Source organism: Chryseobacterium angstadtii (assembly GCF_001045465.1).
Classification (GTDB): domain Bacteria; phylum Bacteroidota; class Bacteroidia; order Flavobacteriales; family Weeksellaceae; genus Chryseobacterium; species Chryseobacterium angstadtii.
In genome coordinates, this window is sequence record NZ_LFND01000006.1 from 314,330 (window position 1) to 337,548 (window position 23,219).

23 protein-coding genes are annotated in these 23,219 nt (G+C 34.6%); 3 read left to right on the forward strand and 20 right to left on the reverse strand.

The window, feature by feature from the left end; genetic code table 11:
• Window positions 1-59: 59 nt before the first annotated feature.
• The 7 genes from ACM46_RS18045 to ACM46_RS18075 form a co-directional block, all read right to left on the reverse strand.
• Window positions 60-347 (reverse strand): helix-turn-helix domain-containing protein, encoded by a 288-nt coding sequence (locus ACM46_RS18045; RefSeq protein ID WP_048508083.1) that lies wholly within the window; start codon window positions 345-347, stop codon window positions 60-62.
• A 117-nt stretch (window positions 348-464) separates the two neighbouring features.
• Complete coding sequence (locus ACM46_RS18050; RefSeq protein WP_048508084.1) at window positions 465-1,688, reverse strand: hypothetical protein; 1,224 nt, start codon at window positions 1,686-1,688, stop codon at window positions 465-467.
• A complete protein-coding gene (locus tag ACM46_RS18055) occupies window positions 1,679-2,899 on the reverse strand; it encodes a site-specific integrase (protein WP_048508085.1) in 1,221 nt (406 codons plus the stop codon). Before ACM46_RS18055 ends, ACM46_RS18050 begins: the two co-directional genes overlap by 10 nt.
• A 284-nt stretch (window positions 2,900-3,183) precedes the next feature.
• The gene (locus ACM46_RS18060) at window positions 3,184-3,843 is read right to left on the reverse strand and encodes a DNA-3-methyladenine glycosylase family protein (RefSeq protein ID WP_083997451.1); all 660 of its coding nucleotides are present in this window, start codon (window positions 3,841-3,843) and stop codon (window positions 3,184-3,186) included.
• An 18-nt stretch (window positions 3,844-3,861) separates the two neighbouring features.
• A complete protein-coding gene (locus ACM46_RS18065; protein ID WP_048508086.1) occupies window positions 3,862-4,374 on the reverse strand; it encodes a methylated-DNA--[protein]-cysteine S-methyltransferase in 513 nt (170 codons plus the stop codon).
• The gene (locus tag ACM46_RS18070; RefSeq protein WP_048508087.1) at window positions 4,346-5,785 is read right to left on the reverse strand and encodes an MFS transporter; all 1,440 of its coding nucleotides are present in this window, start codon (window positions 5,783-5,785) and stop codon (window positions 4,346-4,348) included. The genes ACM46_RS18065 and ACM46_RS18070 overlap by 29 nt, the downstream gene beginning before the upstream one ends.
• A gap of 1 nt (window position 5,786) precedes the next feature.
• Window positions 5,787-6,350, reverse strand: coding sequence for a TetR/AcrR family transcriptional regulator (locus ACM46_RS18075; RefSeq protein WP_048508088.1), 564 nt, complete (start codon window positions 6,348-6,350; stop codon window positions 5,787-5,789).
• 303 nt (window positions 6,351-6,653) lie between these two features.
• On the opposite strand from ACM46_RS18075, the gene ACM46_RS18080 reads away from it, so the two are divergent.
• On the forward strand, window positions 6,654-8,015 hold the full coding sequence (locus tag ACM46_RS18080; RefSeq protein ID WP_048508089.1) for a hypothetical protein: 1,362 nt from the start codon (window positions 6,654-6,656) through the stop codon (window positions 8,013-8,015).
• Window positions 8,016-8,026: 11 nt separating this feature from the next.
• The gene (locus tag ACM46_RS18085; protein ID WP_048508090.1) at window positions 8,027-8,221 is read left to right on the forward strand and encodes a hypothetical protein; all 195 of its coding nucleotides are present in this window, start codon (window positions 8,027-8,029) and stop codon (window positions 8,219-8,221) included.
• Between the two features lie 142 nt (window positions 8,222-8,363).
• Here ACM46_RS18085 and ACM46_RS18090 read toward each other — a convergent pair whose 3' ends face one another.
• The 13 genes from ACM46_RS18090 to ACM46_RS18155 form a co-directional block, all read right to left on the reverse strand.
• Window positions 8,364-8,834, reverse strand: coding sequence for a hypothetical protein (locus ACM46_RS18090; protein WP_048508091.1), 471 nt, complete (start codon window positions 8,832-8,834; stop codon window positions 8,364-8,366).
• 53 nt (window positions 8,835-8,887) lie between these two features.
• Window positions 8,888-9,208: a hypothetical protein gene (locus ACM46_RS18095; protein ID WP_048508092.1), complete on the reverse strand. Its 321-nt coding sequence runs from the start codon at window positions 9,206-9,208 to the stop codon at window positions 8,888-8,890.
• A gap of 81 nt (window positions 9,209-9,289) precedes the next feature.
• Entirely contained in the window at window positions 9,290-9,724 is a 435-nt protein-coding gene (locus ACM46_RS18100) for a transposase (RefSeq protein ID WP_048508093.1), read from the reverse strand.
• 39 nt (window positions 9,725-9,763) lie between these two features.
• Entirely contained in the window at window positions 9,764-10,393 is a 630-nt protein-coding gene (locus ACM46_RS18105) for a hypothetical protein (RefSeq protein WP_048508094.1), read from the reverse strand.
• Window positions 10,394-10,920: 527 nt separating this feature from the next.
• Complete coding sequence (locus ACM46_RS18110) at window positions 10,921-11,709, reverse strand: helix-turn-helix transcriptional regulator (protein WP_048508095.1); 789 nt, start codon at window positions 11,707-11,709, stop codon at window positions 10,921-10,923.
• 858 nt (window positions 11,710-12,567) lie between these two features.
• Complete coding sequence (locus ACM46_RS18115) at window positions 12,568-13,491, reverse strand: hypothetical protein (protein WP_131707620.1); 924 nt, start codon at window positions 13,489-13,491, stop codon at window positions 12,568-12,570.
• Between the two features lie 11 nt (window positions 13,492-13,502).
• Entirely contained in the window at window positions 13,503-14,363 is an 861-nt protein-coding gene (locus tag ACM46_RS18120) for a hypothetical protein (protein ID WP_048508097.1), read from the reverse strand.
• Window positions 14,364-14,459: 96 nt separating this feature from the next.
• On the reverse strand, window positions 14,460-15,317 hold the full coding sequence (locus ACM46_RS18125; RefSeq protein ID WP_048508098.1) for a hypothetical protein: 858 nt from the start codon (window positions 15,315-15,317) through the stop codon (window positions 14,460-14,462).
• Window positions 15,318-15,515: 198 nt separating this feature from the next.
• A complete protein-coding gene (locus ACM46_RS18130; RefSeq protein ID WP_048508099.1) occupies window positions 15,516-16,595 on the reverse strand; it encodes a hypothetical protein in 1,080 nt (359 codons plus the stop codon).
• A 724-nt stretch (window positions 16,596-17,319) separates the two neighbouring features.
• Window positions 17,320-18,243: a carbohydrate kinase family protein gene (locus ACM46_RS18140; protein WP_048508101.1), complete on the reverse strand. Its 924-nt coding sequence runs from the start codon at window positions 18,241-18,243 to the stop codon at window positions 17,320-17,322.
• A gap of 91 nt (window positions 18,244-18,334) precedes the next feature.
• The gene (locus ACM46_RS18145) at window positions 18,335-19,069 is read right to left on the reverse strand and encodes a hypothetical protein (RefSeq protein WP_048508102.1); all 735 of its coding nucleotides are present in this window, start codon (window positions 19,067-19,069) and stop codon (window positions 18,335-18,337) included.
• 25 nt (window positions 19,070-19,094) lie between these two features.
• A complete protein-coding gene (locus tag ACM46_RS18150; protein ID WP_048508103.1) occupies window positions 19,095-20,441 on the reverse strand; it encodes an MFS transporter in 1,347 nt (448 codons plus the stop codon).
• Between the two features lie 6 nt (window positions 20,442-20,447).
• Entirely contained in the window at window positions 20,448-21,884 is a 1,437-nt protein-coding gene (locus tag ACM46_RS18155; protein ID WP_048508104.1) for a mannitol dehydrogenase family protein, read from the reverse strand.
• 163 nt (window positions 21,885-22,047) lie between these two features.
• On the opposite strand from ACM46_RS18155, the gene ACM46_RS18160 reads away from it, so the two are divergent.
• Window positions 22,048-23,055 (forward strand): LacI family DNA-binding transcriptional regulator, encoded by a 1,008-nt coding sequence (locus ACM46_RS18160; RefSeq protein ID WP_048508105.1) that lies wholly within the window; start codon window positions 22,048-22,050, stop codon window positions 23,053-23,055.
• Window positions 23,056-23,219 lie beyond the last annotated feature (164 nt).

Here is a 23,219-nt window from a genome sequence, read left to right on the forward strand (position 1 = left end):
GTGCTACGGATTGATTAAACAAAAGATATAAGCGTAACTACTGCAATAGTTGCGCTTTGTTATTTAACACGGGAATTTCTATTTCTACCGTATTCTAAAAGTTCACTTCTTGAATAATAGTACCTACCACTAAAATTATAATAGGGCAGATTTTTATTTTTTCTCCAATCTATAATTGTAGGAATTGAAATGTGAAGAAATTTTGATGCTTCTTTTTGAGAAATAAGATCTTCAGGTTGTTCCTCAGTTTGCTTTTGAGGGATAATAAGATTATTAGCTTTACTAAGAATAATCTCTACGGCTTTTTCTAAATCTCCTTTAGAATGTGAATAAAGTAATGTTGACATTTTATTGAACTTTAATTGGTTTTACTGAAGACAAAGTTCGTTTTACTCATATCAACAAAAAAAAATTACTCAATTATGAGTAATTTTACCTTTTAAAACAATTTGAATAACAACACTTTACAAACTATTGTTATTCTTAACAAGTAATTTTTCTTTAAGTGTTTTTATTTCATTTTTATCGAGTGTAATCTTGTGTGCTTGAGTTAAAGTACTTTCATTTAATGGAAGTCCTGTAGAATTTAACATAATTTTCGCAAGGTCAATTACTTTATATTCCATAATTTTTGTATCCTTCATAAAACGAAATAATCTCATCACATTTTGTAACTCTTTTGAATCAATATTTAATTGGGGAATCTCTTTTATTATATTCGCATTATAAAAAATACTAGCAAATGTTTTGAACTCATTTTTCAAATTTAATCTTCTAGTCTTTTCATTAAAATGCATTTCTAGAAAACTGTCAAAATAATTAGTAAACTCATTTATTTCTATATTTATTCTAAAATTCTTTAAATTCCAAACATCATTATTTTCCTCAATCAAATTTTTCACTGTTTGATTCAAAGCTGTAAATTCTTTTTTAAAGGATGTATCTTCAATTGTTTTTGTAATGTTTTCTAATGCTAATTTTTTATTGTAATGAAGACCTTTTTCTCCATCAAAATCTAAAATTGTAAAATTTGATAAAACATTTTCTACCAAGAAATTTGAATTATTGATTTTTTTTAAATTATCAATAGTATCAAATAAGCTTAATCTGTATTTCCAATAAAATAATTGTCCAGTTGTTTTATTAGATTCGTTGTTTTCAATTATATAATTGAAGTTATCAAAAGTTAGAATTTCACTAAAAGCTAATAAGAAGCCTTTTGTTTCATATTTATTATCAATGTTAATTCTAGCAATTTTATCTATAATTGAGTTATAGGCTTTCTGACGATATTCAGAATTTATACTTTTCCCTTTTATGAATTTAATACTTGTAGAATATTTCTGAAATTCAAATTCTTCTCTGAGATTTAAATAACCCTTTTTCTTTGAGTCAAGAATTCTAAAAATCAAATAGAAAAATAAAACAGAATAAATAATTCCAATCCAAAAATTCAGATAAAAACTATAAATCAAATAAATAAAGAGTGTAGCTAGAATTAAATAAATAAAGACTAAAAAAGACCTATAAGAGTGAAAAATTGTATTTTGAATAAACCAACTCATTTTGTTCTCAAAATACTTTTCACCTACCTTTTTAACAAATAAAAAAGTACCAATCAAGAAAACCACAACTGTAATATAAATCAAAGCAGGGTTTTTTAAGAGAAAATTTAATATTACTTCCATGCTTTATCCATTTGATCATCAGTAAATGCCTCAGTCACTTTCATGTATTTATCCAGAACAGCATCTTTCTTGATGTTTGCTATTTTCTTGATTGCTTTTGGCTCCATACCTAGAAGAAGTGAATTTGTTATAAATGTTTTCCTAGCTGTATGACTACTTATAAGTTCAAATTTGGGAACTGTTTTGGAAACCTTTTTTGATCCTATAAACCAATTTATGGTTGTCATAGTATTAATTTCAGCCTTTTCACAACACTCTTTTATATAGTCATTGAATTTCTGCTGAGAAATAGATGGTAAAGGTTCATAAATTGTTCCCTTGTATTTATCAAGAATGGCTTTAGCATACTTATTTATTTTTATAGCATGATTTTGTGTTTTTGTTTTCTGTATTGATAATACAATATGATCCTCTGAAATATTAGCTAAATGTAGCTTTGCCAAATCAGAAAATCTTAACCCAGTAAAACAACCCATACAATAAAAATCACGAACATGGCATAATCTATCATTATCGAAATCATGATTATTTAACTTTAAGAGTTCATCAAATGTTAGATATATAATATCAATATCATGCTCCGTAGCCTTAAAATCTTCAAAGTCTCTTTTATTTTGATATCCTTTTTTAATACAGAATCGGAGCATTGTTTTCAATACAGCAATGATCTTAGCGAAATAATTATTTTTTATTTCTCTTTCAATAAAACAATACCTGGATAATTCTTCAAAAAAACGATCGTTTATTGATTCAAACTCAACTTTATAATTAGTATCATTTTCAAATTCTTTTAAAAAATTTTTGACAGTAGTCTGTGCTTTCGTTGTATTATAAGCTTTGGATAATTTACCTATCTCAATAAATTCATCAAAACAAGTAAAAAAATCAAAACTAGAAACTACTACATCTTTGGATTCAAACTTTTCAATAAAAGTCTCTTTATTAAATGAAATTTTATTGGCTTTAAAAAAAAGAAAAACATCATTAATTCTATTCTCAAGAGATTGTAATGTTTCATTAATTTCTAAATGATTATTGTATTTTTCTTTTTTAGAGTTTGGTGAAACTCTAAATCCATTCCAGTATCTAAGCTCACAACTTTCACCAGTATTACGTTTGATAATTGTCTTCTCATGTTTTATTAAAACACGAATAGGCATTAAGCTATCTTGAGTTACTTTATCCTTTCTTAATTCGAAATAGTACTTCATTTTAAATTTAAAATAGATGAAACAAAATAAAGGGGGAATAAAAAGGGGATCATTTTAAAAATTAAAATCAAAAAAACTGACTAAACCCCAAATAATCAAATTTTATCTAACTCAAATATAACAATATACCAACAATTAAAACTAATTAAAATTCACTAAAAAAATATGGTAGTTCGGTCCTGGGTACAAAAAGCCTCTGAAATCATTTGATTTTCAGAGGTTTTTATTTTAAAGATGGCTTTTATTTTTTTCTCTTACCATTTTTCAAATAAGCCATGTAATTTTTATTTAGTTTTTGGATGAGAAAGATAATAATGCCAAAGCATCATCGAAGCTACAGAACGAAAAGGTTTCCAATTTTCGCTGATGTCTAGAATTTCCTCCTTAGCTGTACTTTTTGAAAGCTGTTTTAACCGCTTTACAGCATTCACAGCAGCCAGATCTCCGATTGGAAAGACATCTGTTCTCTGAAGGGTAAACATCAAATATACATCTACTGTCCAATTGCCGATTCCTTTTAAACTGACCAAAGTCTTCCGAGCTTCATCATTTGACATTTTTGAAAGCTCGTCAAGATTAATTTCTCCGTTAACAATAGCACTTGCTAATCCTTTGATGTAGATATTTTTCTGACGGCTCACATAGCATTCCCTCATTTCTTCATCAGTGAGTTTAAGAATATTTTCAGGAACAATTTCTGTTAGTTTTTCTTTCAGTTTATTTAATGTGGCCAAAGCTGACGCTAAGGAAACCTGCTGCTCCAGAATAATATGGACAAGGGTTTCAAAAGTATTGGCACGCGTCCACATGGGAGGATACCCGTAATTGTCCAAAATTAATTTTAAATCCGGATCCTGATCCGCCAGGTGATCACACAATTCCTGAAAATTTTCAAGGTTGAAAGTTTCTATTTTTTCAGGAATATTGATGTTTTTATTGTTCATCGTCGTTTAGATTATCATTCAGAATAATTTCGGCATCGTGAAACCCTGTTCCAGATCAAGAAGAATTGATTTGTTTTCCAATCCTCCGGCAAAACCAACTAATTTCCCAGAGGCTCCCACCACTCTGTGACAAGGCACAATGATGGAAACAGGATTTTTGTTTAAAGCTCCACCCACGGCACGAACCGCTTTGATGTCGCCAAGAAGTTTGGCCAACTCACCATAGGTTTTCGTAATACCGTAAGGGATTTTCAATAAAGCTTCCCAAACTTTAACCTGAAATTCCGTTCCTCTAAAATCAAGCGGAATATCGAAAGTTGTTCTTTTATTTTCAAAATATTCCTTTAGCTGCGTCTCAGTCTGTAAAAGTAAAGGATGTTCATCATCTCTTACAGGCTCGGAAAGCTTTGTTCTTTTGTAATCTTCTCCTTCCCAGATAATGGCTACAAGCCCTATATCGGAGGATATAGCCCTTATCATTCCCACCGGAGAAGGAATATCTTTATAGATCAACTGTTTCTGGTCTTCCATCCTGTTCTGATATTTTTTTTAAGGTTTCCGCCGTTGATTTTGTGCCCGGAAGTAATTGAAGCATTATCCCGACCATTACAACACAAATGATTAAACAAATAATTCCAAAGTGATAAGCCGTTTGCCAGCCGTCTTTCGAAAAATAGAAAAATACTCCTCCAATAATGCTCACACCCAATGCAGAAGCAGTCTGCTGAAAAGTTGAGTAAATTCCTGCTGCCGCACCTGCATACTGAGAAGGTACGTTTTTTAATGCAATATTTAATAGCGAAGGAAGAACGAGTCCGTTTCCGAATCCCCAGACTCCCATTAATCCTATAATTACCCAGGTACTGATACCCGGTTTCCAGAGGGTCATTTGAAGATAAAATGCGATTACTAAAATTACTACTCCTACCTGCAATACTTTTCTTCCAAATCTTACGATGAGTCGGGAAGCCATTACAGAAGATATAATGAATAAAATTCCGGGAATAATAAAATAAAGCCCTGAATCCAATGCCGAAACTCCCAATCCGTTTTGAAGATAGACTGAGCTCAATAAAAGATAAGCGGTATGCAGCATAAAATGAAATAACACGGCAACCAGTCCAATATTAAAATCTTTTATCTTAAATAGCCTCACGTCAATCAACGGATTTCCATTTTGGGAAAGTTTGATTTTTTGATTATAAATGAAAAAGGCGAAAAGTAAAACAGACAAAATAATCAATCCGAAGCTCCACAAAGGCCAGCCTGCTTCACGCCCCTGAATCAAAGGATAAATAAGAGAAAATAAAGCTAAAGTTAAGATTAAGATTCCTGTGTAATCAAATTTTGTATTTTGATGTTTTACAGTTTCTGTCACATATTTATTCGTAGCCCAAAGTGTTATGATTCCTATAGGTAAATTAATAAAGAAAACCAGCCTCCATCCTTCGATAAACCAATGGGTATCTGATAAATAACCTCCCAACACCTGTCCGATTACGGCCGCAGTTCCAAGTGTAATTCCATACCAGCCAAATGCTTTTGCCCGTTCTTTTGTATCCGTAAACAAAACCTGAATAAATGCAATGGTTTGCGGAACCATAAATGATGCGCTCAATCCTTGAAAAAGTCTCGTTACGTTAAGCTGCAAAGCCGTTTCTGATAAACCGCAAAGACAGGAAGCCACGGTAAAAGCAAACATTCCCCAAAAGAAAACTTTCTTTCTTCCGAAATGGTCTCCTGCCCTTCCTCCTGTGATCAGGAATGCAGCATAGCCCAGAAGATATCCTGCAATTACAAGCTGCATTTCGCCATCTGTAGCATGAACTCCTTTTTTGATGGTCGGAATGGCAACATTGATGATAAATACATCAATTACTGAAAGCAGCGGTGCTGACAAAACGATAATCAGCTCCAGCCATTTATTTTTTACTTCTTTCATTTCAGATGAGTTTTTCAATGATTTTCTTTGCCGATTGTATTTCGTCGGGCCTCTTGAAAACGGAAGCTGTTACAATTGAGCCTTCCAGCATCACATAAATTGTTTCGGCCAATTCTTCATCCGATAATAATTTTTTATGTCCTGAATTTTCAACCAACATTTTGATGAATTTTTTGCTGTGAATTTTCGCCGCCTGTATTTCTGCCAAAAAACGAGGGTCGTCTATCCCTGCCTCGTCATTAGCTTTAATAAAAGGACAACCTCCGAACTGCCTGATTTCCTGCCGTTTCGTATGATGATCGAAAACAGCCAGTAATTTTTCTTTAGGATCCTCCACTTCGTTCACAGTAGCTTCTAATCTGGTAAACCAAAGCTCGTGTGTCCGCTGAACGTACGCAATCAACAGATCTGTCTTGGTTTCAAAGTGTTTGTATAAAGATGCCTTGGCAATATCTGCCTCTTCAATGATTTGATTGATGCCTGTATTGCTAAAGCCCTGTTTATAAAACAGGTGATCTGCAGTATCTAATATTTTGTCGATAACAACCTGACCTCTTTGTTTCATGCTACGAAGGTATAAAAACAAATAGACAACTCTGTCTATTTGTTTTTTTTATTTTTTCTATTTAGTTCAAGGGTAGGTATTATAGAGTTGAAATTTCACTTGTCGTTCTTTAAAGTTACCCTCCATATTTCAAGAAAATTATATTATTCAATGAAATATTAAAATTCATAAATTATTTAAAAAGAGCTTATTAACCATTTCTAAGAATCACACAAAAGTGGTATTGAAACCTCTTCACCTTTTCAATATTTTTGATAATCAGTCTATAATATTGAAAGATTAATAACCATAAAACTCAAAAAAATGAAAAGATTACTTATTTCACTCTTGCTTATACTCTATTCTCAAATTGTCTTTTGCCAAAACAATTCTAGACAAGACAAGACAAAAGAATTAAAAGTACCGGAAATTTTAAAAAAACTGTCTGAGGACGAATATCAAAAAATTCTTAATAGAGAATTTAATTCCGTGATCAACAGCAGTGGGAAAACCACTATCGGAAATTATGCTTCTGCTGATATAAAGGATGGACAATTAGCATTCAACGCAACAAAAAATTTTAAAAACGGAGATATGCTCTCCATCAATGCTAGTGGAAGTGTTACAGATGGCGTTTTTGCAATTTTTACTCAATCTAAAATAAACAGCAATGTGGGCGTTAATTTTAAATATAATATAAGATTTAACTCATCATACCTTTCTTACTATGACGATGAACTGGATAAATTAAGTAAGAAAAAATCCGTTGCAGATATTGAATACAATTGCAGTAAATTAATTTATGAAAAATACCCAAAACTATTATCTGCAAAATTAGACCTTCTAAATATGGAGGTCATAGCTATTAAAAAACAATTAGAAAACCTCAAATTAGAGGATGTAACAAAAGCAAAATATGAGTATCAATTGGCATTAAAAAACCTACAAATTGATTCAATTTTACTCAAGCAGCAAACAAATCCCTCGATTGATGAATTCATGAAATTAAGTGAGGCTAAAAAAATAAAAAACCAGGAAACCGCCATCGAAGAGTTTAGTTACACCGGAATATATTTTCATTGGATAAGCTTCGGTGCAGGATTTCAAAACAATAATTTCAATCATTTTGATTCATCTTTAGTCTATGAAAAGCAAATTTCTAAAAAAAATTATGTAGGATTAAAAGCTTCCATAGAATATAATGTGTATGAATGGAATCACCGCAGCCAACCAACACAATATTTATTACTTGGCATATCCGGAGGGTTGGATGACAATTTTGCAGAACTTAATAAAATGGAAATCAATGAATCTACCAGTTATACCTCTTCTTCTGAACAAAGAACCATAGCCAAGAAATTCAACGCTTATCAGGGAGATTACAAAACTAACTTGTCTTACAGTAAAATTTATGCAGATTATTACAGATTCTTCTCTAAAAACACGATGGCGGTTCATATATATCCGCAAGCCAGATTTAAAGAAGAAACCAAACCCATGTTCGATACAGGAATCGGACTTTTATATTCTTTTAAAGATTCCAAGAAAGAAAAATCCAAATTACACGCAGAGCTTTATTTTACGTTGAGTGACTTGACAAATTCTCTGGATTCAGAATTAGCACTTTTGAAACGAAATGAGTTTGGATTAAGACTATCAATACCCGTATCATTCCTTAAATTTTAAAATATCAGATTATGGCAAAAAAAACCAAAAAAACCAGAGACCATTCCACCCTTTACCGGGCAGACTGTATAGACTGTGACAGATATGTTGGCGGAAAAACTACAAAAGAACAGGCCGATATCGACAAAGCAAATCACAAAAGTCTTCCCGGCTTTGCTGATCACGAAGTAAAAATTGAAATCACACAAAGATCATATATTAAATAAATGGTCGTTGCCTATTAAAAAAACCTCTGAAATCTTTTGATTCTCAGAGGCTTTTGTTTTCAAATTCTATCCAGAAAAAGGTAACTGACATTTAAGTTTTATTCCTGTTCTTTATGAAATTCTATACCGGTTTTTTTCAAATTTATCCAGCAAAAAGAACTTGTTGATAAAGCTGGTAAGTGATGCGTGCTTTTATGTATTTTTCTAATTGGAAAAACTGAAGGGCGGTCTGTGGTGAAATATCTTTCTCCACTTTCTGATAATATTTCTTCAAAAGTTTATCCGACTTGCTATCAGAAGCTGTTATATCTACTACTAATTTTTTATAGCCATTTTCGTTGTTGGTATTCAATAATGTCAAGTATTGATTAATAAGCCTAAAATTTGCAGATCCAATTTTCTGTCTTTCGGTTTCATACTGGTTGTAGATATTCCAAAATTCACTATTCTTTTCGTTTGGAATGCTCATGTAATATTGAACAAATTCCTTTTTCTCTTTTCCAATCATGCTTCTTATAAGATCAGCTTCCTGCTTAAATTGCTGGGCATAAATAGTTTTGGAGCCTAACGTGAAGAAAATGGCTAAAATTACTTTACTGATTGTTTTCATCATTTATGTTTTATTGTTAATTACAAGAATCTTTTTGTTTAGATTAAATGCATAACTTATGGGATAAACTTCTTTTTCCACTTTGTTATCGAATTTCTGCTCACTTTAAAATGTAAAGCGGTTTCTATATTTTTAAGGTTATTTTTTTTTTGATATTGAAGAATTTCAATAATGCTTGCTTTATCATAACAATAATATCTTCTATTAAACTTGATAGCCTGCTTGTCTTTTTTAGGGAATATAAGATCATTGATATGGATGACCTCATTGGCAGATAGATTCTTTTTTTTAAGCAAGCCACTACATGCTTCTTTGGCTTCAGGATGTTTTGATAATATATCCGAGTATATTTTGATGTAGTTAGGTGTTGATGGCATCAATTTTATTTTTTTATTTTAAAATGAGTAATATTCCTGCTTTTTCTAAACTTTTACGTTATTGCTGCTATTTCAATACATTTAAAGATCTCTGTTTTTGTATTTACTGATCCATTTGTAAAGGGTTGTTTTAGGAATATTATACTCTTCCGTAATCTGGGTTTTAGTTTTCTCGTTGGTAAAAATCAACTCCAGCATAAAATCAATAATTTCCTGGGTATAAATATTCTTTCTGAAAACCGGCAGCTTAGTTTCTTCAGCTTCTTGTGAATGTTTAGTCTGTCTTGTTTGTGGAGCATATAAAATAAGATGCTGGGAATATATCCTGAAAAAATCATATTCCAGAAGTTTGCTCATACGCAAAAGAATTTCCGTATCCAGATGCTCTTCTTCATACATCTGCCTCACTCTCTCCTCACTTAAATTCAAATATTTCTTTATCCGGGCTAATTCTATATCGGCCTCTGCAACCCGTGCTTCAATAAGCTTTCCTATATGTATTTTATTAAAATTCATGGTGTACTTGTTAATTAGTTATTAAATATCAGTCCTACTCTATTGCAGTCGCTCAATAGAAATACGTATGTTGTGATAGTCTTTGCACAGAGGAACAGAAGGAGTTTCTGATATACAGAAGAAGTCTACCTTATACCATCTCTGATCATTAATGATAAGATGTATTTTGTAAACTTGTGCCACTTCAGGCTGCCATTTGACTGCAGAACCAACTGCTAACCCTGAAATATCCTTCACCTGATTTAACGCAAGAATCCCCGTTCCGGATGTTGGTGCTACTCTTCCTAAATCCGTGTGCCATTGAACATGAACGGAATTAACTGACGTATTGACGAGCATCAGATGATAGTGAAATTCACCCGGCATTTTTTGCAAATCCAATCTAATTCCTTCTATCGATGGTAAATCCGATAAAAACGTACTTATATACTGCCCGCTAAAGATATCGTGCTGTAAAATTCTCCCATGATACCCCAATACCTGTCCTACATTCAACAAACAACCTTCAGCAGCAGTATTCTCATGATTTGTGCTGAACGTTTCATTGATAACAGCGCGGTTAGTTTCTTCATCTACAGAATGTGATTCCTGAATATCTGAATGGATTTCGGATTGAAAATTAGGTTTTGAAAACAAAATAGCCATTGCTGTAGGAATCTTTTTATTCATATATTGTTTATTTGTATTTATTTTCTTCGTTCCAATTCAAACATACCATACATGCCTGTAAGCATAATAGAAGTGGTTTCTGCAAATGTTTTTTTGCGGGTCAGCCTTATATTATCAAGTTAAAAAGTTTGGGTTATAGTTTTGTCCATTTATTGCCGGCAGCATCAAAATAATAATATCCGGCAGAGCTTAATCTACAAAGGGAGTTAATCCCTGTTGTCACACAAGAATATAATCAAATTTTGGAAAATTTGCAGCTATACCTAAACATCCAAAGCTGTTGCAGAAGTAATGGTATTAATATCTACTTGGGAAAATATGGTTTCTGAACAAAAGAATACTGCTCCAAATAAACTTTTTCATTCCTAATTATTTATGGCAATATTAGATCATCTTGTGCGATTAAAAAATAACCCAAATGAGTTAATTTTTCTTCAATGGAAATTGATGTCCCAATTCCGGAAACTGTTGTCGGTAAAAAATAGATCAATCCTCCTCATTCAAACAATCTTAAACAGTTCTCCTTATTAAATCCATAACAGATTATATTTCAATACAAAAGAGATAAGCTCTCCGGATGTCTTGGTATTCGTTTTGGCACGAAGGTTTTTCTTATGGTTTTGCACGGTATGATAGGAAATAAATAATTTATCCGAGATTTGAGGGGTATTATATCCTTCAGCCATCAATTTTAAAATTTCCCTTTCACGATTTGTTATATGGGGAGGCTGAATATTTACCTCCAGCATCTTCTGATCAACGTGCTTGAAATATTGAATTTTATTGTTAAAGTTAATGATAGAAAGCAGAGGCATATTGACAATATTAAGATGGGAAAGATCATAATGAACATAAAGTATGCTTTCAATTTCATTATACTGATTGGTATAGAACCATGACTGGATCAATACCCATTTGAATTCACGCTTCCTGTTCATAGCTCTGACATACACATTGAATTTCAGACTGTCTCTTTCCGGGCTTTGGGAATGAAAATAGATTTCTTTGGTAAAAGCCAGCGCTGCCAAAAAATATTCAAGGTCATCAGGATGGAAAATAGGAGATAAAGATAAAAAATCTTTGGTAGCAAAATCGTCTTTTGAAAAAGGAGTCATTTCCTCAATATTATTACTTACTGCTTTAACTTTATAATCAGAATAACTGGCAATTATATAATAAAAAGGGCCTATTGCAAAATTCTCTACACTCTTGATCGTTTCACTAAATATGCTCACATAATCGTCTCCTGAAAGTGTTTGATGAACTTTAAATGTTTCAATATAATGCTCAATTTTTATAGGGGTGATCTTTTTCATAGGAGTACTTTATTAACAATAATTATTAAAAGTTATTACATGTTTAAGTTGAGGGAATATATTATCCGGCAACCACTGTCTTTGTTGATAATAAACTATTCTACAGCCATTTTCCAAAGTTAGCTATAAAATAGACATAGAATTTTAAAAAAATGCCTCATATAGGCTATTTCAAAGGCTTTATAAAATGAATATTTTTGATCTCAGGTTTTTCTCTCAAAATTTAAAAAAAACAATTAGAATGATAAAAAACACCTTTTACTATTAATCCACCGGTATCTGTATATATGCCATTTTAATCGATAAAACACACAATAAAAATAATTTTTTCATCTTAGTGGTGTTGGTTACCCTGACAGACAGAGTATTGCTTTAAAAATGAATAATGATTTCAATTTATCAGGCAAGCTCCGTCTGTTTTTCAATGGTATCTACAACCTCCTGAAAATATATGCTCGGGTTTTATATTTTCGATCTGCTATTTTTATTAAATAGATATAAGAATAGCAAATAGCGTGAACCGAAAATTAAGAAAAGAGTCCTGTTTTGATCCCAGCTATCCAAGACTCGAAGTGGGCACCTTTATACATGAAAAGATCACAACAAGGGTATTTTATTTTGAAAAAAGATTCGAAAAAGAATCTGAAGAAAAAAGGATTTCTTCAGATTCACCAGTGTATATCTTAAATCTACTTATATAAATTGGTTATTGTAAGGATATATGCTTCCTCTCTTGATGTGATTTATCATCAAAATGAGCATGCCGGGCCTGTTTCAAATGAAAAGGTAGTTTTGCCTACTTCTATTATTTTATATTTTAAAAGAACAGCCCAATTAGTTTAATCTAAAGAATTCAGACTAGTTCAGAATAGTAAACTCAATATACGGCGGAATCCCATTATTTACCGGAAGCTGAACAGGTGGTCTGGTGTCCGACCCTCCTATTCTGTTACATTTTACATAAATCTGAACAGGAAATGAAGTTGTGGTGATATAATTCACCATTACATTGTTATCACTCCAATACATTGCATCCGGCCTTGTAGAGTTGGGAGGTAGAATATCTACCTTAGAAACGACCTGTGAATTAGAGTTCTCAATTTTCATAAGACTGCAACTGGCATAGAAATCACTATCAGGAACAGACACTTGTCCCATTCTTCCCATATTGGCTATAATCCTGTAGGTCTTTCCTTGTGCCAGGTTAATGATATCGTTATTCGTTTTTGTAATATATCCGTTGGGGATATTATTAAATGTGACTAACTGGTAAGTAATATTCACACCAGCTGTTGAAATATCCTGTAAAATGGTTCTATCTTTAGTGTATCTTACCGTTGTATTGAATGTGTCCGGCGGGCTTTCTAAAGTAGACCAAAAAGGCACTGCATCCGTACCGGAATTATACTGAAGCCTATCTAAAGTGGTATTGTAAATCATCGTAGATGCAGGTCTGAATCCCGGAGAAATATTATTATCTCTTTCTGAAGTAGTCAGTCTTGGGAAAACAAATCCTGATTGAGTCGTATTAAGATCTAATTTCCCTTTAGGGCTGGCAGTTCCTATTCCCACAGATCCTGTAGGCAGAACAATAAAGTCATCTGTCGACTGAACATCTGTAGGTGCTCCCGTAAGACTATTATTCTTTCCTCCATCTATATGAAGGGTACCTCTGGGATTGGTCGTATTAATTCCTACTTGTCCTTTTACCTTTACCAGGGCTGGAAGAGCAACTAATAATATTGCTGTATATATTGCTGTATATATTGTATTACGTTTCATATAGAAGATAATTAATTCATTATAGTGATAGACCATATAGGACTAATCCCCTTGTTTACAATAGAATACCCGGAAGTTGTTTTATAACAGCCCACATATACCTCTTGATCTGTGGTAGTCGTATCCAAATATGTAGACAAAATATTTGAATTATTCCAGTTAAGAGTAAAAGTCTGGGGTTGTATAGAAACATTAACGAGCTGTCCCACTCCTGATGCATTAATATTGCACCAGCTATGCCAGGTATCTGAAGATTCCATTCTTCCAATATTTACTTCCAGGCGATACGTTTTACCTTTAGCCAGCATGACTCTCCCATTGGACTGCATCGTAACATATCCGGGAGGAATATTGTTGAAAATTGGAGCCGGATCAAATACTATCTGTGTGGTAGTAATACCATCATATGGAACTACCTGTTCCCCATCCGTTTTTTTAAATACTACAGATTTATTAACGGTCTCATTAACCAACTTCAGGGTAATCCAATTCGGAATTGCATCTGTACCTATATTTACTTGAATGGAAGCCGCATCAGTATTGTATATCATCGTTCCTTTTGGCCTTCTGCCAAGAGCAATGGCATCCCGCTGCGCTGTATTTATTCTGGGTGGGAGAAAAGGTGATGATGTACTTTTTAAGTCTAGTTTCCCTTGTGGGGAAGTAGTTCCTATACCAATTCTTCCATCAGAAGTTACGATAAAATCATTCTGCTGCTGTAATAAAGAGGGAGAACCTGTTGTAGGATTATCTTTGGCTCCGTCCACATGGAATGCACCTTGTGGAGCTGATGTATTGATTCCGACCTGAGCATTGGAGCGAATCAGAAAACCAATAGTTATATAAAAAACTAAAAAATATATTCTTTTCATAGCTTTAAAATTTTTAAAAGTTATTTAGATAATTGCTAAACCCGGGAACACCATCTACTTTTAGAGCATAGCATTGAGAATATCTATTTTGAATTATTAATTCATGATTGTAACACAGAATTTAGCAGGAATATCTAATGTAAAACTGGCAGAATTCCCTGTCACCTTTGTACATTTTATGCTTACTTTTTTTACAACTGATAAATTATTATTAATATAAGCTGTAATAATGGGACTGTTGTTCCAATTGTTAAGCGAATAGTTGGAAGGCAATAGAGATGCAGTACCAATAACAGTATTGTCTTCCATCAGATTGCACGACATTTCATTAGCATCAGAGAATTCAACTTTTCCCATATCAACATCTATTTTATATGTTTTTCCGGGAGCAAGGCCCAGAGTCGTACTATTGATTTTAGTAATATATCCGTTGGGTATATTATTAAAAAGAGGAGCATCAAGATTAAAAGTGAGGTCTGTTGGTGAGGTCCCCACATTTTGTACTGTTCCTTTTTGATAGAGAACTGTTCTGTTAATTGTCAAGCTGGTGATATCAAGATTTTTCCAAACAGGAACAGCATCTGTCCCTGCATTAATCTGGAAATAGTTGGTATCGGTATTATATACCAAACTCCCGGGAGGTCTATTTCCTGTGGGAATCCCATTTCTTTGTATTGTTGTCATTCTAGGGGGAATAAACCCCAAGCTGTTACTTTTCAAATCAACAACTCCTTGAGGAGATATGGTTCCTGCACCAAGCCATCCTTCATTGGTAATCACTACATCATTGCTCTGCATGGCACTTGAAGGCAATCCGGAAGAGGGATTATCTTTACCTCCATCAACATGCAGAACAGAAGAAGGAGCTGGTGATTGTGTATCAATTCCAATCTGAGAAAACACACTGATACTCAATGTGAGTAGTAACGGACTGATTAAAAATTTCTTTTTCATTTTTCTGTTAGTTTTAATAGGGTAATAAATAATGGCGAGATGTTAGGAGAATGGAGGTATATTCCATTTTGATATAAAACATACCTCCGGATTCATTTCAGGAAAGCTAAAGCTTCTATTTAAAATTAATTACAAGAAAACATTACTTAGGATTGAGATGAATATTCTGAATATTTAAAATTTGTGTTTTTATCCTGTTTATTGTACTCTTTGAATGGTCATTCTTATGTGGTGATAATTGTTGGAGGATGAAGGGACATTGTAATCTGACACTACAAAATAACTAATCCTATACCAACGTCTGTCATTTATTATAAGATTAATCTCTATAAGATCCGGATCAGTATTATGCATATGGCCAAACATTGATGAAAGTTCTACAACCTGCCCTGTCCCTATATTCATTTCTTTATAGGAAGGACTACCAGAAAATCCCTTCACCTGAACCTTAACATCTATAGGTAATCCTGTTATATTTTTTACCTTTATAATGTATGTATAATCCATAGATCCATTTTTCATGAGATTCATTTGTAAACCTTCTATTACAGGTAGATCTGCAAGAAATTCACTAGCCAATTGATAGGACGCCATATCATTCATTCTGATCTTACCATAATAAGACTGAGTTTGCCCAAGCTGTAAAACATCTCCTGAAATCGCAGCCTGACAGCTTTTTCCTAAAAAGTTCAGATTAAAAAAAGCAGTGGAAGGAGAAGACTGTGCCGGGGTTCCGCTAAGATCATATACAAGCTCTCCTTTCCCATTCGTTAATACTCCCGGACGAAGCGTTGCAGTCAACCCTGTATTTCCCGTGGATGCCACCGGAGCTCCGGAAGGATAACTTCCTCCGTTTCCTCCTGTATAAGGAACTACCATTGTTCCGCTGTAGGGCATTCCTGCCGTAAAAAAAGGTGGACTAAAGTAAGCATTTGCACAATCAAATCCGGCAATGGAAGGGGAAATAGTGGAAGATGAAGTGAAGGCTCTCCATTCCGTACCATTCCAATAATGATAGCCTTCAGTTTTCAGATTACCCGTTCCTAAATTGTACACCAGTAATCCCACTGCCGGTAAAGGAATGGTAACCTGGTCTATCGATGACTGCAGGGACACTTTAGGGGCCAGAAAACCTTTTTTCCCTTCCGTTGGTAAAGAAGAAACATCCAGGTGCAGAATAGAAGATGGATCTGGCTGTTTTGTACCGATTCCAACCTGGGAAAGTACATGAGTATTGCATGTAAATAATACAATCCCCACTGAAAATATTCTTTTCATTTTGTGTTTTTAGATAATTATGTTTTGTGTTTTAAAAATAATTTCAGCCTGTATAAACTATAAAATGCTACTCGCAGAAGCTATCACAAATAATACACCTGCCCGTTGACATAAGTATATAGGACAATCGTCATCAAAGAAAATGTATTCATTTTCATAGTATTAAATTTACACGGTTGACTTTTGTATTATGATAAAATAAATACAGAGAGAAATAGCTCCAAAAAAATAAAACCATGGATAAGGGTAAGGATAAAGGTAAGGATAAGGGTAAGTATAAAATATATCATAATCAATATTTTTGATTGTCTTTATGAATGATTAGTCCATCTTAATCGCCCAAGTTCTCCTTGATTTTTTTACTCTTTGTGATTTATTACTATTGGGTGTAAGAATTTTGAGTAAGTACATAAAAGTACTTATCATCAGTAAATGGGTGTGTTTTTTTCATCTGTTTTTTTTAAAGTTATCGCAATATTAATTGTATAAGAGAACAGCTTTTAAATCAAAAAAAAATTCCTTTATAAAATATATTGCAAACCTATACAAATTAATTTTCGAAGAAAATGACTCATATGGGTCATTTTTAGAAATGAATAGAAAAAACACCATGGATCAGGTATTTCTGAGCTCCGTAAGTTACAACAACCGGAAGAAGAGAACACAAAAAAACCTCTGATATTTCTAGTTCTCAGAGGTTTTACTTGTTATATCTTCCTTGAATTTAAAAACTCAAAGCCGACAACGGATGACTTTCTTTAAACTGAAGAAATTCTTTCAGCGTATACTCCGGGCACGCGCCTTCCTGTGAGGTGATGAACGCTCCCAGAGAAACCGCCTGAGCCATAATTTCATGAGCTGAAGCTTCTTTCTGTAATCTTTTTGATAAAAATCCGGCTAAAAATGAATCACCGCTTCCAACCGTATCTTTGACCTCAACGGGAATGGTAGGATACAGATAGAAGTTGTCTTCATAGGCATACAAAGCCCCTTTACTTCCTTTGGAGACAATGATTTCTTTAATCCCAAATTTATCCTGCAGGTATCTGATGCTGTCTTTTTCATCCTTATATTCTTTATTTAAAAAATCCAGCATCATACGGAGTTCAGCCTTATTGAATTTAGCCAGCTGTGTTTTATGTAAAAGTTCATTAATCATCCTGATCTCATAATAAGGTTCTCTTAAATTGATGTCAAAAACATTGTAAGAACTTATTTCCAGCATTTCAAACAAAGTATTTCTCGATTTTTCGTTCCGGGCAGCCAGTGTTCCGAAAACTAAAGCATCAGCTGTATCCAGTACTTTTTTGTTTTCCTGAGTGGTTTCAATAAAATCCCAGGCCACATTTTCTACAATATCATAATGAGCATCGTTGTTTTCATCCACCATTGCAATGACGGTACTTGTGGGATGTTCCTTCGTGATCTGGATTTGATCCGTAGAAATCTGCCAGTCTTTAATTTTCTGCAAGATACCATGACCCAGTTCGTCATCTCCTACACTGCTGATCATTTCTACATTCAGTCCCATTTTAAAAAGGTGATAAGCTACATTAAAGGGAGCTCCGCCAATTCTCCTCTGTTCCCCCGGAAATATATCCCAAAGAACTTCTCCAAAGCAAACTGCTTTATATTTTTTGTCTTCCATGATCAGTTAAATTATAGGTTCAAATAGATAAGTTTTGTTTTATGATATCAGTAAATTACTAAAAATTGTATTGTTTTATGCTTTTTTATCTTTAAAATGAATAGGCCTGAACAGAAAACTGAAGAAACGCATTATTGTTTACCGGATTCCACATCGCCCATATTCCCACAGGAATTTTGTATCCTTCAATGGTAAAACTTTTAGAAACAATAAGGCTTATTTCATTGAATCCCGCATCTTTTGCAAAGAAATTATTCTTTTCCCCGTTGGTGTTATTCAGGGCAAAGCTGTAGCCTACCCTTCCACGAACTTCCAGGCTTTCTTTTTTGTACATAGGATATTCTCCCGAAACAAAAGTGGAATATTTATTTTCTGTATTGATGCTGTTCCGGTCTCTCCCGAAAACCACCGTATTCCAGCTGAGAACCAAAGGAAATTGCTCACTCATCGTGTAATAGGATCTGAAATCCCAAAAACGTCCGGTTTCGCGGGCAGAATAATTAAAATATTCCTTATTGTTATACGTAGCACCGGGAGAAAAGTTATAAATATCCCATAACTCCAAAACCAGTTTCTTGTTTTTATATCCTATGTAATGATTAAATTCCTTGTAAGAACCATCAAAATTACCACCTCCCCAAAATCCTCCGTAGAAATTTTTAAAATCCAGATGTACATCTCCGGTATAAATGAATCCGGCCGATACTTCAAGCCCTCTCCAGAGATGACTGTTTCTGAGCTGTAAGGCAGAATGCAGCTCCTGTGCGCTCAACGATATATTTCCTATGACTGCCGAGAAAAAGAATAACAGATTATATTTAAGCATATTGTGTTTTTTTAATGAAATAATATCAGATAAGAAGGTCTTTCTCGCGGATACGGGATCCAAACAGCGCGTAAGCCAGCATCAATAATTCACAGATCACTGTAAGAAACCAGGTCCATCTCCATGATCCGAAAGCATCTGCTAAACCACCTTGAATTAATGTAAAGACAGCACCGCCAAATACCGCAGAAATAAAGATTCCCGAAGCTTTTGATGTATATTTATTCAATCCTTTTATAGACAGCGAATAAATACAGCTCCACATCGAAGAATGCAGAAGCCCTATAGCTACCAGAAACCATAAATTCTGTGTAATCATAGACACTACAGCAAGTATCGCAGCCAAAACAGTGGTGACCGCCAGCTGTGTTCTTGCAGAAATCTTACTAAAAAAACTTGATACAGCCCTCCCTATAAGAAATCCGCCCCAATATAAAGTGGAAAGTAAAGCATGAATTCCCAGGTCCATTCCTCCGATAATAATATCTGTTTTCCCGAAAAATGTAATCGGGTGACCGGAATCCATCAGTTCAAATGCATACAGGTTGATGTTGGCTCCAATGGCCACTTCGGTTCCTACATAAAAGAAAATAGCAAGAACGCCCAGTACAAAATGTCTGAAGGACCAGATGCTTCTTTCCAGCTTTTCTCCTGCAACGGCTCTGGTATGGGCAATATCGGGAAGATGAAGCCTTTTGGTGATCACCATAATCACCAATATGCACAGTATCAGTATAGAAAGAGGCAGAAGCAGCTGTCTGATCTCTATATTTTCGATGGAAATCCCGCTAAACATGACAACGGTAACGAAAAACGGTGCGGAAGTTGTTCCAATGGAATTAATAGCCGTTAAAATATTCAGTCGCTGTACAGGCTGAGTTCCTTTCAGTTCGTATGAAGCCGCATAAGGGTTTACGACCACCTGAATAATAGCCGCAGAAGTCCCCATTAAATACGACCCAATCACAAAAATCACGAAACCGAAAGGAATCACAGCATCTTTAATGGTAAAGTTGAGATCCGGGTATTGGTAACCAAACCATGATGAACACAGATACATCATCAGTCCCGAGATCATAAAGAAAAGTCCACGGAGAATGGTATTTTTATATCCGAAAGCATTCACCCACTTACTTCCCAAAGTTCCGTTCAGTAAATAACCCAGAAAAAAGAAAAAGGAAATTAAGGTCGTGAACGTATTTTTAAGTCCTCCGGCATGGCTGAGAAAAGTAAATTTCAAAGGGGCCTGCAGTTGCTCATTCACTGTGGTCAGAAAGCCCACAATGAAGTAAATGAATGTTATAATAACAAATGGCAGGATCGGGTTATTGGCCTTGGATCCTGAAGGCTGGATGTCTGGATTGATAATCATAGTGTTTTATTTAATGATTGATTTTAAAACAGGACCGGTTCCCTGGTCTTTAATTTGGCTGGCAAACTGAGTGTAGAGTTCTACAAACTTCGCTGAGTTCTTCAGATCTGCTCCTTTGAAAGCTGACAAGCTCAGGAAAGCTGTAGAATCTTCATCATCAATCAGTTTCTGATCTTCCTCATTCAGCCACGGCTCTCCAATTTCAAAAAAGTGTCCGTTATCATCTGTTCTGTATTTGAGATAATGTCTGTACGATGCTGTAAGAAATGCTGTTCTGGTGAGATCCATACCGGCTTTGATCATGATGGCAAGATTAGGAATAATGTACACCGGGAATTTTGAAATTCCGTCGAAGCACAATCTGCTTACCTGATCGCTGACACTGTGATTGGCAAATCTTTCAATAAGCGTTTTTTTGTATTCTTCCAGATTTGTATTTCCGGGAGCAGGAACTAAGGGAGTAATATCTGTATCCATGAAACTGCGTACGAATTTTACGATCTGTAGATCTTCCATAGCCTGATCCACTTTGCGGTATCCCATCAGAAAAGAAGGATATGACAGCAGGGTATGTGAGGCATTAAGCAAACTCAACTTCATATTTTCAAAAGCGGTCACATCTGCTGTAAATTCTACACCTACCTTCTCCCATGTAGGTCTTCCTGCTATAAAGTTGTCCTCAATAACCCATTGTGCAAAATCTTCACAGTAAACAGGAGCCAGATCCATTATTCCGCTTTTACGGTTCAGCCTTTCGATATCTTCCGGTGAAACCGCAGGAGTGATACGGTCTACCATGCTGTTGGGAAACGTAACGTTATATCTGACCCATTCCGCCAGTTCTTTATCCTGAGCTTCTATAAATGTGGTAAAGGCTCTTTTGGCGGTATTTCCATTGTGCTGAAGATTGTCACAGGAAAGGATGGTAACTCCGCCGCTGTTTTTCATTTTTCTTCTGCGAAGCCCTTCTGCCACGAATCCGAATACGGTTGAAGGATTCCCGGTATTTTTTAAATCATGCTGAATCTTTTCATCGTTCAATATAAAATCTCCCGTTTCCTTATCCAGATTGTAGCCGCCTTCTGTAATGGTCAGGGTAATAATTTTCACGGAAGGATCGGCAATTTTATCGGCCACTGCTTCCGGATCTTCAACTCCCCAGATGAGTTCACACAGCGAGCCGATTCTGTACACCTCATCAATCCCATTTCTTCCGCATACCGTAAGAGAATAATCAAGATTCTGAGCTCTTAAACTATGAACTGTTTTTTCATCCGAAGGCAACAGGCAGACTCCACAAATTCCCCACTGCATCTGATCTTCGTGCTCCAATACGGCGTTGGTATAAAACTGCTGATGGGCCCGGTGGAAATTTCCAACCCCGATATGTACAATTCCGGCAGTTATTTTTTGAGCATCATAATGATAAGAAATGGTATTCATAAACAAAGATTTATTAATATGTTAGTCAATCCGTTAAAACTATATTAACAATCAGTTCATCATTTGTTTTTTTTGAAATATTTACATTGGGAACGTTCCCAAAACTCAGGGAACGTTCCCAATTGCCTATTTTTTTATTATTTTTATCAAAAAACATAAGCTTATGAGACGTGTTACCATTAAAGATCTCTCAAAATTTTTGTCATTATCTACCTCTACCATCTCCAGAGCACTGCTGGATGACAAAAATGTAAGCTATGAAACCAGAAAAAGGGTACTTGATGCTGCCGATCAATTGGGATATAAACCTAACCTTACGGCTTTGAATCTAAAATCGGGGCAATCGAAGACCATTGGTATTGTTGTTCCGGAAATGATCACTCCTTTTTCCGCGAAGGTGCTGGAAGGAATTCAGAATATCCTCTACCCTCTCGGCTACAGGCTGGTTATCACCCAATCTGATGAAAATCCTCTTATTGAAAGAAAAAACCTGCAGCTTCTGGAAGGCTATAATGTAGACGGCATCATTATGAATCTGTGCCACGAAACCTATAATAATGATCTGTATCAACAGATTATCAATCAGGGAACCCCTTTGGTTTTTTTCGACAGGATTCCCGATAAATCCCTTGATGTTTCCAAAGTAATTGTAAACGATTACATCAGCTCATCTTTAATGGTAGAATACCTGATTAAATCCGGAAGAAAAAGAATAGCCCACATAATGGGGCCACAGACCATCCGGAATGCGGTAGAAAGAGCTAACGGCAATAAACGCATTATGACCAAATACAATATTTCTGATAAAGACCTGATAATCAATACAGAAGGAATGACTTTTGAGTATGGAAAAAATGCAGTGGAACAGCTTCTCCAAAGAAAAGTGGAGTTTGACAGTATTTTTGCATTCAGTGATACTTTAGCGATAGGCGCTATGAATTATCTTCTTGAACAAAACATTAAAATACCCGGAGATGTTGCCGTGGCCAGCTTTTCCGGAACAGAATTATCTACGATTGTTTATCCTCAGCTAACCAGTGTACAGCAGCCTTTGGTAAAAATGGGTGAAACTGCCGCAGAGCTGATCCTTGAAAAAATCAAAGATCATTTGACACCAAGCAGAACAGTACTGATGGATGCGGTGTTGGTATGCCGGGCTTCTACTTTGTAAAATGGAGGTTGGCTATTGTCAATTTAAAACTCTTTTATTCTTTGAAAAGATGATTAAGTTATGGGTCCATGAAATCTCTCTCACCAGTGGTGAGAGTTTTGGAACAAACAAAAAAAATCCTATCCCAAGACATTTCTCAAGGATAGGATTCACACCTAAATAAT